Source organism: Rahnella perminowiae, from assembly GCF_019049755.1.
Taxonomy (GTDB): Bacteria; Pseudomonadota; Gammaproteobacteria; order Enterobacterales; family Enterobacteriaceae; genus Rahnella; species Rahnella perminowiae.
In genome coordinates, this window is the sequence record NZ_JAFMOS010000604.1 from 1 (window position 1) to 15,099 (window position 15,099).

General features: G+C 54.4%; 17 protein-coding genes. 9 read left to right on the forward strand and 8 right to left on the reverse strand.

Going from position 1 to position 15,099, the window contains the following annotated elements; translation table 11 throughout:
* Nucleotides 1-156: 156 nt before the first annotated feature.
* Together J1785_RS19085 and yghU are read left to right on the forward strand one after the other, a co-directional pair.
* Complete coding sequence (locus J1785_RS19085) at nucleotides 157-1,218, forward strand: LacI family DNA-binding transcriptional regulator (RefSeq protein ID WP_217220218.1); 1,062 nt, start codon at nucleotides 157-159, stop codon at nucleotides 1,216-1,218.
* Nucleotides 1,219-1,309: 91 nt separating this feature from the next.
* A complete protein-coding gene (yghU, locus tag J1785_RS19090; protein ID WP_217220219.1) occupies nucleotides 1,310-2,155 on the forward strand; it encodes a glutathione-dependent disulfide-bond oxidoreductase in 846 nt (281 codons plus the stop codon).
* Nucleotides 2,156-2,207: 52 nt separating this feature from the next.
* On the opposite strand, the gene yghX is transcribed toward yghU, so the two are convergent.
* Nucleotides 2,208-3,113, reverse strand: a complete 906-nt coding sequence (yghX, locus tag J1785_RS19095) for a YghX family hydrolase (RefSeq protein WP_129952256.1) — start codon at nucleotides 3,111-3,113, stop codon at nucleotides 2,208-2,210.
* Nucleotides 3,114-3,268: 155 nt separating this feature from the next.
* Between yghX and J1785_RS19100 the strand changes: the two genes are divergently transcribed.
* The gene (locus J1785_RS19100) at nucleotides 3,269-3,469 is read left to right on the forward strand and encodes a DNA polymerase III subunit theta (RefSeq protein WP_129952255.1); all 201 of its coding nucleotides are present in this window, start codon (nucleotides 3,269-3,271) and stop codon (nucleotides 3,467-3,469) included.
* A 10-nt stretch (nucleotides 3,470-3,479) separates the two neighbouring features.
* On the opposite strand, the gene J1785_RS19105 is transcribed toward J1785_RS19100, so the two are convergent.
* Complete coding sequence (locus J1785_RS19105) at nucleotides 3,480-4,361, reverse strand: LysR substrate-binding domain-containing protein (RefSeq protein WP_129991733.1); 882 nt, start codon at nucleotides 4,359-4,361, stop codon at nucleotides 3,480-3,482.
* Nucleotides 4,362-4,465: 104 nt separating this feature from the next.
* On the opposite strand from J1785_RS19105, the gene J1785_RS19110 reads away from it, so the two are divergent.
* The 3 genes from J1785_RS19110 to J1785_RS19120 are packed head-to-tail and all read left to right on the forward strand — an operon-like array spanning nucleotide 4,466 to nucleotide 5,758.
* The gene (locus J1785_RS19110; protein ID WP_129991732.1) at nucleotides 4,466-4,789 is read left to right on the forward strand and encodes a carboxymuconolactone decarboxylase family protein; all 324 of its coding nucleotides are present in this window, start codon (nucleotides 4,466-4,468) and stop codon (nucleotides 4,787-4,789) included.
* A 22-nt stretch (nucleotides 4,790-4,811) separates the two neighbouring features.
* Nucleotides 4,812-5,216 (forward strand): tautomerase family protein, encoded by a 405-nt coding sequence (locus J1785_RS19115; protein ID WP_129952252.1) that lies wholly within the window; start codon nucleotides 4,812-4,814, stop codon nucleotides 5,214-5,216.
* Entirely contained in the window at nucleotides 5,216-5,758 is a 543-nt protein-coding gene (locus J1785_RS19120) for a DUF4865 family protein (RefSeq protein ID WP_129991731.1), read from the forward strand. Before J1785_RS19115 ends, J1785_RS19120 begins: the two co-directional genes overlap by 1 nt.
* Before the next feature lie 4 nt (nucleotides 5,759-5,762).
* Here J1785_RS19120 and flhA read toward each other — a convergent pair whose 3' ends face one another.
* The 6 genes from flhA to hypA all read right to left on the reverse strand — a co-directional run bounded on the left by flhA (nucleotide 5,763) and on the right by hypA (nucleotide 11,586).
* Entirely contained in the window at nucleotides 5,763-7,847 is a 2,085-nt protein-coding gene (gene flhA, locus J1785_RS19125; protein ID WP_418952324.1) for a formate hydrogenlyase transcriptional activator FlhA, read from the reverse strand.
* A gap of 115 nt (nucleotides 7,848-7,962) precedes the next feature.
* Entirely contained in the window at nucleotides 7,963-8,985 is a 1,023-nt protein-coding gene (hypE, locus tag J1785_RS19130; protein WP_217158609.1) for a hydrogenase expression/formation protein HypE, read from the reverse strand.
* Nucleotides 8,978-10,150, reverse strand: a complete 1,173-nt coding sequence (gene hypD, locus J1785_RS19135; RefSeq protein ID WP_217220222.1) for a hydrogenase formation protein HypD — start codon at nucleotides 10,148-10,150, stop codon at nucleotides 8,978-8,980. The genes hypE and hypD overlap by 8 nt, the downstream gene beginning before the upstream one ends.
* Complete coding sequence (hypC, locus tag J1785_RS19140; protein WP_129991729.1) at nucleotides 10,150-10,428, reverse strand: HypC/HybG/HupF family hydrogenase formation chaperone; 279 nt, start codon at nucleotides 10,426-10,428, stop codon at nucleotides 10,150-10,152. Before hypC ends, hypD begins: the two co-directional genes overlap by 1 nt.
* A complete protein-coding gene (gene hypB, locus J1785_RS19145) occupies nucleotides 10,419-11,210 on the reverse strand; it encodes a hydrogenase nickel incorporation protein HypB (RefSeq protein ID WP_217220224.1) in 792 nt (263 codons plus the stop codon). Before hypB ends, hypC begins: the two co-directional genes overlap by 10 nt.
* A 31-nt stretch (nucleotides 11,211-11,241) precedes the next feature.
* Entirely contained in the window at nucleotides 11,242-11,586 is a 345-nt protein-coding gene (hypA, locus tag J1785_RS19150) for a hydrogenase maturation nickel metallochaperone HypA (protein WP_129952245.1), read from the reverse strand.
* Nucleotides 11,587-11,946: 360 nt separating this feature from the next.
* Here hypA and hycA point away from each other — a divergent pair, with 360 nt between their 5' ends.
* The 3 genes from hycA (at nucleotide 11,947) to J1785_RS19165 (ending at nucleotide 15,092) form a co-directional block, all read left to right on the forward strand.
* Nucleotides 11,947-12,414, forward strand: a complete 468-nt coding sequence (hycA, locus tag J1785_RS19155) for a formate hydrogenlyase regulator HycA (RefSeq protein ID WP_129952244.1) — start codon at nucleotides 11,947-11,949, stop codon at nucleotides 12,412-12,414.
* Nucleotides 12,415-12,561: 147 nt separating this feature from the next.
* The gene (locus J1785_RS19160; RefSeq protein WP_129952243.1) at nucleotides 12,562-13,191 is read left to right on the forward strand and encodes a 4Fe-4S dicluster domain-containing protein; all 630 of its coding nucleotides are present in this window, start codon (nucleotides 12,562-12,564) and stop codon (nucleotides 13,189-13,191) included.
* Nucleotides 13,188-15,092: a proton-conducting transporter transmembrane domain-containing protein gene (locus J1785_RS19165; RefSeq protein WP_217220226.1), complete on the forward strand. Its 1,905-nt coding sequence runs from the start codon at nucleotides 13,188-13,190 to the stop codon at nucleotides 15,090-15,092. The genes J1785_RS19160 and J1785_RS19165 overlap by 4 nt, the downstream gene beginning before the upstream one ends.
* The last annotated feature ends 7 nt before the right edge of the window (nucleotides 15,093-15,099 follow it).

Below are 15,099 nucleotides of genomic sequence, written 5' to 3' on the forward strand. Positions count from 1 at the left end.
GGAGAGTAGTAATGGTTTTTTTTTTTCAACAACTGCTATTTGTGACAGGAATTGCAGTGCTGTTTGCGGGATTTGCTATCATCCTGAATAGCCCATGAATTACAAACAGTTAACCGTGGCAATAAGTCCATCTTCTTATGAGGCGTTGATCACAAAATGACGGGAAAATTAAAAATCAGGCAAATAGCGGAATTAACCGGGCTATCTCCGAGCACCGTTTCCCGTGTGCTGGCAGGGAAAGCAAATGTCAGCCCGCAGGCAAAAGAGAAAGTATTTACACACGCAAGAAACATGGGTATTTTGCGCGACATTCCTGCCAGTCGTCTGTTAATGAATTCTCTGTTAATTTGCGCGCCTCCGGCGGCATTTTCTCCGTATGAAGATCTCTACTATTATGAAGTGATTCAGCAAATAACGGCGGAAGTGGCGCGCTTCGATATTCATATCCGCAAATGTGCGCTTGAGGTGAATGATCCGGATATTGCCGTCTTTATGCAGGCGTTGCATCAGTCGGATGCCGACGGGATCATCATCATCGGTATTGATGACGTGATGCTTTATCGCCTGGCCGCCGAATCCAATAAGCCGGTGGTAATGGTCAATGCCAAAGACCGCGAAATGCGCCTCGATTGCGTATCCGCAGACCATTATTCCCTGGGCTACAGCGCGGCAAGTTTCCTGTTTCTCAAGGGCCATCGCCCGGTTTTACTGTTCACCGATCTGCGCCGTGAAACCATGATGCAGCGGCTGGACGGCTTTAAACGTGCCTGCCTGGAACATCACATCGTTTTCGACGAAGCCACACACTTGCTGATAAATCACGGCAATGGCAAAGAGCAGGCGCGGGAAAGTTTTGAAAAATACCTGCGCGAACATACGCGTGAATCGCTGCCGTCGGCGATTATTTGCGGCAGCACGCCGATTGCACACGCCACGCTGGAAGCCCTGACGGCGTGCGGCATTCAGGTACCGGAGGATATTTCGGTGATCAGCATGGATTTCGAGCATGGCCTGAAAACCCTCACGCCGATGAACTTTACGTCCGTGCTTTTACCCTGCCGCGAGCTGGGCAGCGAGGCCGTGTATATTCTGCAAAGCCGCCTGACACGGGCCACCGGCGCGAAATTCAATCTACTGTTACAGGGAAAAATTCACCCTGGCCAGTCGGTGGCCGATGTGAAATGGAAGCGCAAAGGGTTGTATCACACTGCCAGCTAGCCGCCCCCCAAGGGCACATTCTCAGCGCCGCCATTGTTTATCTCCTGCTAAACTTTTGGGTCTTAACTCAAAAAAAGATGCGGAGATTGCAATGTCAGAACAGTATCAGCCCCCTGAAGTCTGGACCTGGAATAAAGATGAAGTCAGCAAGTTCTCGAACATCAACCGCCCGATAGCGGGCCCGACGCACGAAAAAACGCTGCCGGTGGGTAAACACCCGCTTCAGCTTTATTCCCTTGGCACGCCGAACGGCCAGAAAGTGACGATCCTGCTGGAAGAGTTACTGGCGCTGGGCATCAGCGGTGCGGAATACGATGCATTTATTATCCGCATCAACGAAGGCGATCAGTTCTCCAGCGGCTTTGTTGACGTTAACCCGAACTCGAAAATTCCGGCGCTGCTGGATAACTCCACCACCCCGCCGATCCGTGTGTTTGAATCGGGCAACATCCTGCTTTATCTGGCAGAGAAGTTCGGCAAATTCCTGCCTGAAGATCTTGCCGGTCGCACCGAAACCCTGAACTGGTTGTTCTGGCTGCAAGGGTCCGCACCCTATCTTGGCGGCGGTTTCGGTCATTTTTATCACTACGCGCCGGTCAAAATCGAATACGCCATTAACCGCTTTACCATGGAAGCCAAACGCCAGCTCGACGTATTAGACCGTCAGCTTGCCGGACACCGTTATATTGCCGGTGAAGAATATACGATTGCCGATATCGCCATTTTCACCTGGTACGGCAGTCTGGCACAGGGCGGTCTGTACGAGTCTGCTAAATTCCTCGACATCCAATCCTATAGGCACTTCCAGCGCTGGGCCGCCGAGGTCGCAAGCCGTCCGGCGGTTAAACGCGGACGCATTGTGAACCGCACCTGGGGCGATGAACAGCTGGAAGAGCGCCATGATGCTTCGGATTTCGACGGCATCCTGAAATCATAACAGGCGTCTGAAACAAAAAAGAGCGGGGATTTTACCCTCCCGCTCTTTTCTTTTATGCACTTTCTGTCGGTAATTCGAGGTATTTTTTAAACCAGGCAACGGTTCTTTCCCACGCCAGATCGGCTGCCGCTTTATCATAACGCGGCGTCGAATCGTTGTGAAAACCGTGGTTAACACCGGGGTAAATATACGCTTCATAAATTTTATCATTGGCCTTCAGCGCCGCTTCATATGCCGGCCAGCCTTCGGTAATCGGCTTATCCAGTTCAGCATAATGCAGCAATAACGGCGCTTTGATGCGCGGCACATCTTCCGGTTTCGGCTGGCGTCCGTAGAATGGCACGGCAGCAGCAAGTTCAGGGTAAGCCACCGCAGCCGCATTCGCCACACCTCCGCCGTAACAGAAACCGGTGATACCCACTTTGCCGGTGCCGGTCCCGTGGTGCATCAGAAATTCTACCGCCGCGAAAAAGTCGTTCATCAGCTTGGTCGGATCGACATTTTTTTGCAGTTCGCGCCCTTTTTCGTCATTGCCCGGATAACCGCCGACCGAACTCAGTCCGTCCGGCGCCAGCGCCACAAATCCGGCTTTCGCTACCCGCCGCGCAACATCTTCGATATACGGATTCAGCCCGCGATTTTCATGCACCACCACCACGCCGGGCACTTTGCCGGTCAGGTTGGCCGGACGTACCAGATAACCTTTCACGCTGCCGTGCCCCTGCGGTGACGGATACTGAATGTATTCCGCCACAATATCCGGATCGGTGAAGGGTACCTGTTCGGCATAGGCATAATTTGGCGTCATCAGCGTGGTCAGTGCAGCCAGCGACAATCCGCCCGCCACAAACTTCGCCGAGAGATCAAGAAACTCACGTTTGGTCATTTTGCCGTGCACATAGAAATCAAAGTATTCGAGGAGTTCAGGCGGGAAATCTCTGGCGGTCATTCGGGTCATCTTCAGGCTCCGTTCCGGACAAGTGAAGAATAAATAATGGCCTGTTTTTGACGATTTTGTAAACCAACGGTGAAATTGAGACCTGATCTGAGCCGGGAAGCAAAACCTTTCGCCCGCTGAGAATGCTAAACTGCAAGCAGTCAACAGGAGATACCATGAACAAAACACTCGCAGGGCTTAGCAAAGAAGAGATGGATAAAGTGAGTGCCGGGCTGGCGGCCGGGACTGTCGCGGTGCGTGAGCGCAATAATCTGCCGGTCAACGCAGATGAAGTGGAGATGGAGCAGCCGGAACATCTGCGTGCTTATTTTCGCGAACGTCTGGAACATTACCGTCAGCAACCGGTTAAAAAGTAATTACCGCGGCTCAGTATTGCTGCGTAAAGAAGCCGATAATGGCCTCCCTCAGGCTGGCGGCCGCCTCGCCCGGCGGCGTCAGGCTCTGGTGCAGGCTGATCCCCACGTCACCTGGCGCGGGGAATTCCCTTAAAATTCTGACGGTTGCCGGTACACCGAAATCCGTACGCACGGTGACCCCGAGCCCGGCCGACATTGCCGCCCAAATCCCGCTCAGACTGCGGCTGGTGAAGGCTATCCGCCAGGCAATTCCGGCATTATCCAGCGCCGTCGTCGCAGCGTTACGCATCAGGCACGGCGCTTCGAACACCAGCAAAGGCACCGGTTCGCCGGTTTCCTGATAATGCGTCAGGTTGAAATTTTCAGGGCCAATCCAGCGCAGCGGCACACGTCCGAGCGACCGGCTTGACGGGAAAAGCGACGTTTCATCAGCCTGCCAGCACACAGCCAGATCAAACTCGTTATGCCGGATCCCGTCCAGCAGTTGCTGATTACGGGTAATACTGGCCGAAACTTGCACCTGCGGATGCGTGCGGGTGAATGTGCCGAGAATGGCCGGTAACAAGGTTTCGCCGAAATCCTCCTGCATGCCCAGATTCAGGCTGCCACTCAGCGCGCCGGCAAGCAGCACGGCGCTGGCCTCATCATTCAGGCTGAGGATCCGCCTCGCATAACTGAGCATCACTTCGCCGCGTCCGGTCAGGATCAGGTGCCGTCCGGATTTCTGTACCAGCTCCGTGCCCGCCTGTTGCTCCAGTTTTTTCAGCTGTGCGCTGACGGCAGACGTTGAACGCCCCAGCCGGTCAGCGGCCAGCACAAAGCTCCCCAGCTCAATGCCGGTAACAAAACTGCGCAAGGCTTCTGAATCAAAAGTGACCGGTCTTTTCGCCATGCTTAATCATCCTGTTTTTATGGATTAATACTGCTGATATTTTCGATATTCAGGATAATCATAACGCCTTATGCTCCTTTTCACACCGAAAAAAGGAGCCTGATATGAGCACAACCTCTTCCCAAACGCAGACGCTGGATACCATGTCACGCCTGACACCCAAACTGGCAGAACTGACGGAACAGGTGTTATTCGGCGATCTGTGGAAACGAAATGAACTGTCTGCGCGTGACCGCAGCCTGATCACTGTTGCCGCACTGATTGCCCTCAGCCGCAGTGAACAACTGCCTTTTCATCTGGATCTGGCGGTCAGCAACGGTGTCACACATACCGAACTGTCGGAAGTGATCACTCATCTGGCGTTTTATGCCGGATGGCCCGCCGCCGCGTCTGCCCTGAGCCGCTTCGCCGCTCTCAATGATCAGTAACCAGTAACCGGAGGAACCGACGATGCCTTTTACCCGAATCTCTTTACCTGCTCACCGCGCGGACGCCTGGCAGAACGCCATTTCAGCCACATTGCAGGAAACACTGGTTGATCACTTTTCCGTGCCCGCAGAGGATTGTTTTCAGCTGTTCGAACCGGCGGTCCGCCGCCAGCGGGTGATCAGTCCCACCTATTTAGCGGGCGAAAATGACCGGCGTTCGGACGATTTTTTGCTGTTTCACATTACGGCAGGTAAACCGCGTAACAGTTATCAGAAACAGCAACTGTTCCGGCATCTGGCCGAAAAGCTACACATCACGCTGGGCATTTCTCCGGCTGATGTGATGGTAGTGGTGAGTTTTACCCGGCCGGAAGACTGGTCGTTCAGTCACGGAGACATGTTCAGCATCCCGCAGGGAGCAGCCTGATGATTGCCATGCAATACAGTTTTACGCTGCCCGCAGATTACGACATGGACATTATTGAAAAGCGCATTGCCGATAACGGATACCGGACTGATGGCCTGGCGGGGCTTATTTTCAAAACGTATCTCTACGCCCGCCGTGACTGCCCGCAAACCGGCAGTACAGAAAATATCTACGCGCCGTTTTATCTGTGGCAGGACGTGTCAGGCATGAACCGTTTTATTTCAGGAGCGGGTTTTCAGGGTGTCGCCAACGCCTTCGGCTGGCCGCAGATCCGGGTTTATCCGGTGCTGGCAGCAAAAATGAGTAATGATGTCGCACAAGCGGTTTACGCCAAAAGAGAGATAACGGACATCGCACCGTTCAGTGATCTTGCGCCATTAGCTGAGGAAAACATCAATGACAGGCTGATCGACGTCACCGCCTGGGATACAACAAACTGGAAGAAAATACATTTTACGGCAGGGAGAAACCCGCTGGCAGGCGGTGGACAGAATTACCGCATCGGCCACATTTCATTGTCCGGTGCGGTAAAAGCAGTCTGACCGGTTAATGCGCGGCGATGCCTAATTTCTTCATTCTCGACAACAGTGTCGTGCGTTTTAACCCCAGACGCTGCGCCGCGCCACGCGGACCGGCGACCACGCCGTTGGTTTCTTTAAGTACCTGAAGGATGCGTTCGCGCTCGTCTTCCTCACTCAGGTGCGGAGCGGACGCAATATCAGGCGCGGAGGCCACCGGCACCGGCTGCGACACCGGCAACGGGTAATTCAGTTCAGGAAGTTGTAAATCCAGCACCGTTCCACGGGTCAGCAATACGGCGCGTTCGATAACATTTTCCAGCTCGCGCACGTTGCCCGGCCACGGCATCCGGCTCAGTAACCGTAAGGTCTCGGCCGGAATACTGTCGATGGTGCGTTTCATGCGTTTGGCGATTTTATAGGTCAGGAATTTCACCAGTTGCGGAATGTCTTCAGGGCGTTCACGCAGCGGCGGGATCACAATCGGGAAGACATTCAGCCGGTAATACAAATCACTGCGAAACTCTTTATCCGCCACCATCTGACGTAAATCGCGGTTCGTTGCTGCAATCATCCGCACATCCACCGATATCAGTTTATTGCCGCCGACACGTTCAAACTCCTGCTCCTGCAAAATGCGCAGCAGCTTGGGTTGCAGTTCAACGGGGATTTCACCGACTTCATCGAGGAATAACGTGCCTTTGTCGGCCAGCTCAAAACGGCCCATACGTTGCGCGGTGGCACCGGTAAACGAGCCTTTTTCATGGCCGAATAAATCGCTTTCCATTAAGCCGGCAGGCATGGCTGCGCAGTTCATTTTCACCATCCGCTGATCACGACGATCCCCCAGATTATGGATCGCACGGGCGATCAGCTCCTTACCGGTGCCGGTTTCGCCAAGGATCAGCACCGAACAGTCACTTTTCGCTACGATTTCCACCTGCTTCAGTACCGCTGACATACTGGAGCTGCGCCCGACAATGTCACTGAAATCCGGATTATTGCTGTTGATCTGCTCGGTGAGATACAGATTTTCGTGTTGCAGTTTCTCCTTCAGGCTTTTAATTTCCTGATAGGCCAGCGCGTTATCCACGGCAATCGCAATGCGTTCGGCGATCTGCTGTAACACCCGCAGGTTAGCGGAATTGAAGTTATCCGGCTGGCACTGTGCCAGTTTCAGAACGCCCAGCGTTTTATGACCAAAACGTAACGGCAGAATGCACAGGGTTTTGGTCTGATCCCGCCATAACAGCTGGAACAATGTGCTTTCATCATCCGGCTCTTCCGCAGCCCGCACATTAGTCAGCAACATTTCGCCATTTTTCATCACCTGCTGTTCCAGTGATCCGTCGAGCGTCATGCGCGACTGTTCACGCTCCGCAACGTGCGTCTGCACGTAATGGGTCGCGTAAACACTGGCTTGTTCGCTGTCTTTATCGGCATCACACAGCACAATGCTGATGGCGTTAATGTGGAAGAAGTGGTGAATAGTCTTGGCGATTTCACCGGTCAGTTCGTCGAGATCCAGCTTGGACAGGACGGCATTGGTGATATCGACCAGAATACGGAAATCGTCACGTTCATGGCGTAGCAGCGATTGCTGGAGCAACGCGTTTTCGCGCAACTGGATTTGTTCGACCGCAATGGCAGCCAGCGTGCAAAGGTCATAGAGACCATTTTTGTCTTCCTCACTGAACGGGGTCGCATGCTGACGGGTAAATTCGCAGCCGCCCAGCAACCCGGAAGAAGCCAGTAAAGGGACCAGACAATAATCGGTAAACGCCGGATACAGATTCAGCGCAGCCAGCTGAGGATAGCGAAGATGCAGCGCTTCGCTGCGCCAGACCTGCGTTTTGGGATTCTTCAACAGCGCATGCACCGGGCCTGTCGCCAGCAGCGTTTCATCCTCATAACTGACCGGTTGATGATGAGGATCGATACCATAAAAGCTGACGCGTTCACTGTTATTGTCGAACAACACCAGTGTTACGGCTTCCGCAATACCGGCAGTCTGAATCACCTGAGTCAGGGTTTCCAGCAGCGATGTCATGGTCTGCTGCAGCAACAAGGTGCGCGTCAGTTCCAGTAATCCTTTGTGTTTTGTGGTGCTCATTGTTGCACTCTGCATAGCGTTGGCTCTGGATAACGTGATTTTGGAAACAAGCTTTTTAACCTCGGAGAACAGCGAAAATTCTACCCCTTTCGGCGCAATCAGCCCCCTGACGAGATCAACAAATGCGAGGTAATGGCTCCGCGTGGGGCAACATTAGCTGGCGGGAAACCCCCAGTGCGCCGCGCAGACACACCTGTGGATTGACCGTCACCTCACCGATCGTCGCAGCACCGGCTCCGAGCGGATGGTGGCGTAACAGCTTCAGCACTTTTTCTTCGGCCCCGGCGGATACCACCACCACCAGTTTGCCTTCGTTGGCAAAGTTCAGCGGTTCCAGTCCCAGTAATTCGCAGATACCACGCACTGCGGGTTTAACCGGCAACGCAGTTTCGTCGATGGCGATCCCCAACCCACTGGCGGCGCTGAATTCATGCAGAATTGCATTCACTCCGCCGCGTGTGGCATCGCGTAAGGCATGGACACCGGCCAGCGGTCGCAGCGGTGCAATCATCGGGGCCAGCACTGCACAGTCACTTTCCACGCCCAGATCCATCCCCAGATTTTCCCGCAAATTCAGGATCGCCGCACCGTGATCGCCAAGCGTCCCGCTGACGATGACTTTATCCCCCGCTTTTATCATAGCGGCGCCCCAGTTCACGGCGGTTGGGATCACGCCTATTCCGGCCGTGTTAATGAAGATTTTATCGGCTGCCCCACGCTGCACGACTTTGGTGTCACCGGTCACAATGGCAATGTCCGCCTCCCGTGCCGTCTGCGCCATCAAACTTACTATTTTCTGTAAGTCATCCAGCGCTAACCCTTCTTCCAGAATAAAGCCGCAGGAAAGATAGGCAGGTATCGCACCGCATACCGCCAGATCGTTCGCCGTGCCGCACACCGCCAGCTTGCCGATATTGCCGCCGGGGAAAAAGACGGGGTCGATAACGTAACTGTCTGTGGTAAATGCCAGCCGGTCCCCCAGGGCATTCAGGCTGGCAAGCGACAACCGGGCGCCGTCTTCCTGTTCGTTAAGCCAGGGATTATCAAACGCACTGAGGAACATATGTTCGATCATCTGCTGCATGGCACGGCCGCCGCTGCCATGCGCCATAGTGACGACGTCTTTGCGATCACTCATCCTGGCTTACCTTCTGTTTTATCTGTTTTTGCGGCGGTTTATTCGCACTCGCCGTTTCCTGATAACGGTACTGATACCATGCCGCACATGCGCCTTCGGAAGACACCATCAGCGCACCAAATGCATTCTTTGGCGTACAACCGCTGCCAAACAGCGGACATTCATGTGGCTTACAGCGCCCGGTCAGGACTTCACCGCAACGGGAGCGGGGATCGTCTGCCACCGGCTGTGCCTGCGGATTAAAGCGCCGCTCCGCATCCATCGGGGCATAGACAGGCGTCAGGGTAATTCCTGAGGCTTCAATCACGCCCAGGCCACGCCACTCGCTGCTGCCGGAAAGCGTAAACACCTCCCGCATCGCTTCCTGTGCCAGCAGGTTACCCTCTTCCGGCACCACGCGGCGGTACTGATTTTCGGTTTTACACGATGCCTCGCAAACTTGTTCCACCAGCATCAGCACGCTTTGCAGCATGTCGAGTGGTTCAAAGCCGCTTATCACCAGCGGCTTGCCAAATTCTTCACTGATGAAATGATAAGGTGCGGTACCTGTCACCATGCTGACGTGACCGGGTGCCAGAAAAGCGTCAATCCGCACATCATCCTGCGAAAGCAGGCTGCGTAAGGTTGGCATCAGACTGATGTGCTGACAGAACACACTGAAATTGGACAGGCGTTCGCGTCGCGCCTGTTGCAGCGTAACGGCGGTAACCGGCAACGTGGTTTCAAAACCAAGGGCGAAAAACACCACCTGACGCGCCGGGTTTTCACGCGCCAGTTTCAGCGTATCCAGCGGGGAATACACTACGCGTACATCAGCACCGCGTTCGCGCGCCTGCAAAAGCGAGCCATGCTGGCCGGGCACACGCAACGCATCGCCGAAGGTACAGAAAATCACCCCGGGGTGCGCGGCAATTTCGCAGCAGGCGTCAATCCGCCCCATCGGTAACACACACACCGGACACCCCGGCCCGTGAATAAATTCCAGTTGCGGTGGCAGCAGTTTATCCAGCCCGAATTTGAAAATGGCATGCGTATGACCACCGCACACTTCCATAATCTGCATCGGTTTTTCAGCGGTATAAGGCAGCAATGCCGCGCGCTGATGCAGCCTTTCAATCAGCGTTTTCGCCAGTTTCGGATCACGGAATTCATCAACAAAACGCATTATTTTGCCTCTCCCGCGCCGAGAAACAGGGCGACATCGGCTTCCACTTCTTCCATCGCGTGCAACGCAGCCAGCGTTTCCTGTGCTTCCTGTTCATCAAGTTTGCTTAATGCAAAGCCGACGTGGATCAATACCCAGCCGCCGATCAGCATTTGTGGCTGGCCGTCGCACACCAGTGCAATATTCACTTCGCGGCGCAGACCACAGACTTCTGCCCAGGCGTGATCGGGCTGCTGGTCGTGCAGCGCAACGATTTGCCCCGGAATGCCTATGCACATCGTTGCTGCTCCAGCCAGGCCAGCCACAGATCCATGCCTTCGCCGGTGGTGGCAGAAAGCCGGATCACTTCAATCTGCGGATTCACCTGCCGCGCATTGGCAATGCAGGCGTCGACGTCAAAACTGACATACGGCAGCAGATCGATTTTGTTGAGGATCATCAGACGCGACGCCGCAAACATATGCGGATACTTCAGCGGTTTGTCCTCGCCTTCCGTGACGGACAGCACTGCCACTTTGTGCAATTCCCCCAGATCAAAGCTGGCCGGACACACCAGATTGCCGACATTTTCAATAAAAAGCAGACTGTTATTGTTAGGCGACAGCTGATGCAGCGCATCGTGAACCATTTGTGCATCCAGATGGCAGCCTTTACCGGTATTGACCTGAATCGCCGGTACGCCGGTGGCACGGATACGATCAGCATCATTCGTGGTTTGCTGGTCGCCTTCTATTACCGCACAGTCAAAATAGGGTGCCAGCCGGGTCAGGGTGCAGGTCAGCAGTGTCGTTTTACCGGAGCCGGGGCTGGACACCAGATTCAGGGCCAGAATGCCCGTTGCCGCAAAATGCTCGCGGTTGTGGGCGGCAATATGATTATTTTTGGCTAGCACATCCATTTCGATGTCCACCAGCCGTCGCGGCGCAAACGGCAGGCCGTGGTGGTGATCGTGGGAATGATCATGTGGATGAATGTGATCATGGGAATGTTGATGAACGTGTTCAGGGCTGACACCTTCAATACGAAGTTCGCCGCTGGCGCAACCGCAGGTACTGCACATAGCTTTCTCCCCCGGGCATATCGGGCACCCGTTATTCGATTTCGATTCGTTTAATTTTCATGCCGTCATCGGCCACCACCCGTACATCACGCCCGCCACATTGCGGACACAGCAGCACACCGGGGCTGAGTAAGGAGATGTCCTGCTGGCAGGTGTAGCACCAGCTTTCTGCTGCCGGTGTCACGAGATGTAATTCACAACCTTCGGCGAGGGTTTCGCGACACGCCAGTTCAAAGCAAAATTCCACCGCTTCCGGTTCAACGCAGGAAAATGCGCCAATTTCCATCCATACCGCCGTAATTCGCCGGGCATTATTTTGTCGTCCAAATTGCTGCATTATTTCTACGGCATTCTGGCACAACGTAATCTCGTGCATTATTTCCCCTCCGTCAGGAGATTAATAAAGAGCGCATGGAAACATGAGTAGCAATATTGGTGCCAGAATTTTTCGACAGGTGTAAACAGGACTGAAAATCAAATAGCGGAATAAGCCTGACATCGTCCGTCATATATGTCGAAATACAGTGCCTTCGACATGTCACCATGTTTTCCATGCGGCCCGGCATTCAGCACGGGAATTCCACAACCACATGATAATAAAAGAAATATTCAATAAAATCCGAAACTGGCACGTTTTATGCCAGTAGTGTTGTATGCGCCGTATTTTCGTCGTCATTTTATGCATAAAGACGCACCGGAAAGGCACTTACGCACACCTCAATAACGGGTAATAACAATGAGCACTCTCAGTGAACTGACCAGCAAAGCGGATTACATAGCCAGTAAAAACAGCCACCTGAAGTTACAATGGCGCACGTATCAAAACAGCCTGATACAGGCAATAACTCATTCAAATAAAAAGATAAACCATGAATTCAGCTGCGGCGAAGATCAGGATATCCGCTTCACGCTGTTTAACCATTTTTCAGTCAGCATTCATCTCAGCGACGACTTCTACAGTCAGGATATCGTTTACAGCCTGAACATGGCACACAACGGTGAAGACCCTGTCTTCAGAGTGTTTGCACACGCCACGCTGAGCGAAGAAGGCCGGGTTGATGGCACCGTGGACATTAAAGATAAAAACGCCGTGCTTGAACATTATCTCAATAAAATTTCGGCTATTTATCAATGTATTTTTGACTCACTGAAAAGTAATCAGCCGATTCATTCCCAACTCGATAAATTACTTAGCCACGCCTGATTTACATTCGGAAATACATTACCCCTTCGGCACAACAGAAATATTTTTTATTGCCGAACTTTTACTGGGATCAATTCCGACATAAATGTCGAAATGTCAATTTAAGTGCCGATTTCGTCACCTTTGACGAAATACCAAGGAGACTTCATGAGCTTTAAAAATGCCATGAATCAATATGTGATAGCCGATGCGAAACTTTGTATTGGCTGCAATACCTGTATGGCCAGCTGTTCGCAGGAGCACCAGCGTCACGGTTTGCAATCTGCTCCCCGTTTACAGGTGATGCGTAACCGTCTGGATTCCGCGCCGGTGATGTGTCACCAGTGTGAAGATGCCCCCTGCGCACAGGTGTGTCCGGTCAATGCGATCACCCGTGAAAATGACGCCATTCATCTCAATGAAAGTCTGTGTGTGAGCTGCAAGCTATGCGGGCTTGCCTGCCCGTTCGGCGCCATTACCTTTTCCGGCAGCGCACCGCTGGATATTCCACGCGACTGCAATACCCCCAAAGCCCTGCCCGCCCCGCGAGATCCACGGGCCGTCAGCCCGTTTCTGGATTGCGTGCCGGGAGTGCGCGCGGTGGCGGTCAAATGCGATTTATGCAGCTTCAGCCCTGAAGGGCCGGCGTGTATCAGGACCTGCCCTACGCAGGCCATCACCCTGGTCACGGCCAGTCTGTCTGAAAACGCCAGTCAGCAAAAACGCCTGAATGCAATGAATGTATTTCCGGCCGGGCTGACTTCCTTTAGTGCGCCTGACACGGAGGCCAAACAATGACGGCATTATTAGCTTTGGATCCGGCGTCGCTGATGACGCTGGCAATGCTGGTCTGGGTTCTCAGCGGTATCGCCTGCGGATTGCTGGCCGGGGCTGCAAAAATCAGCAGTCTGATTTCAGGCACCGGCGGCATGATCGCATCGGTAGCCGTCATTCTTGCTGCGATTCTTATGTTGAGCAATGGCACATCAGTGACACTCACGCTGCCGGTTCTGCCTTACCGCGCCAGCTTCAGCCCGCTGAATGCGCTGTTATTACTGGCGATGTCCGTAACAGCCTTGTGCAGTAGCCTGTATGCCTGCGCCTGGCTGGCGAATGCCCGTCCGCGCCAGCGCGCCCGCACCGGTTCGTTATGTAATCTGCTGCTGGCAGCGCTGACCGCCGCCGCGATTTCCGCCAATGCGGCTGAACTGATCATGATGATGGAAATGGCCGCCCTGTGTGCTTATTTCCTGATCGTCCAGGCCGACGATGTGAAAAGCCGACGTGCCGGTCTGAATCAGTTTTTATCCGGCCGCCTCGGCACGTTGTGTCTGATTCTGGCGTTTGCACTGCTGCATCGCGCCGGTGGCAGTCTGGATTTTGAGGTGGTTCGCCACACAACGTTTACGCCGGGCACTAAATCTCTGGCATTCCTGCTGGCGCTGGCAGGCTTCGGACTGTATGCCGGAATTATCCCGCTGCACGCCTGGGTGCCGCAGTCGCATTCCAGCGCCCCCGCCCACGCCGCCGCTCTGTTCTCTTCTGCATTAATGAAAATCGGCATTATCGGCATCGTAAAAGTCGGTCTGGATCTGCTGGGTGCACCGCCACTCTGGTGGGGCCTGATGGTATTGCTTCTGGCGATCCTGACCGCATTTATCGGCGGTCTGTACGCACTGATGGAACATGATATCCGCCGTCTGCTGGCCTATCACACTCTGGAAAACGTCGGGATTATTCTGCTCGGCGTCGGTGGTGCCATGGTGGGCGTGGCATTGAATCTGCCGCTGCTGGCCTCACTCGCCCTGCTGGCCGGATTATTCCACCTGTTTAATCACGGGCTGTTTAAAACTGCGCTGTTCCTCGGTGCCGGTGAAATCGAAATGCAGACCGGCATTAAGGACATGGAAAAACTCGGCGGGATCGCCCGTCTGATGCCGTGGACCGCCGTGGCGATGCTGATTGCCCTGATGTCGATGGCTGCGCTGCCGCCGCTGAATGGCTTTGCCAGCGAATGGCTGCTCTACCAGTCTTTATTCCAGCTGAGCGCCAGTCATGTGTTTCTCGCACATCTGCTCGGGCCGTTACTGGCAACCGGTCTGGCGCTGACCGGTGCACTGGCCCTGATGTGTATTGCCAAAGTCTTTGGCGTCACATTCTTAGGCTCACCCCGCAGTCAGGCGGCGGCAGAAGCCACGCCGGCCCCGAGGATGATGACGCTGAGCAGCGTATTGCTGGCGCTGTTGTGTGTACTTTCCGGTGTCGCCTCGCCATGGATTATTCCGCATTTTTCTGCCGTGGCCGCCTCGGTGCTGAATGCGTCTGTTTTACCGGCAGCCGCGCACGGCGTGGTGTTTTCTGACACGTCCGCCGTGTCTGCACCGATGATCGCGCTGCTGCTGCTGGGCATGCCGCTGCTGCCATGGATTATCGCGGCGGCATTGCGCGGCTCCCGTCTCCCAAACCGTTCACGCGGCGATGCCTGGGCCTGTGGCTACGGTCATTGCGCTGCCATGGTGGTGACGGCGACCGGTTTTGCTCAGCCGCTGCGCGTGATGTTTGCCCCGCTTTATCGTCTGCGTCAGCACATGACACCCGTGCCGCTGGTGGCTGCGCTGCACCGTGGCTGGCTGGGGGCTTTCTGCCGTCGTCTGGCGCTCATCGAACTGGCCGTGTTGCTGGTCGTGGCTTTTGCCTGAGGAACTG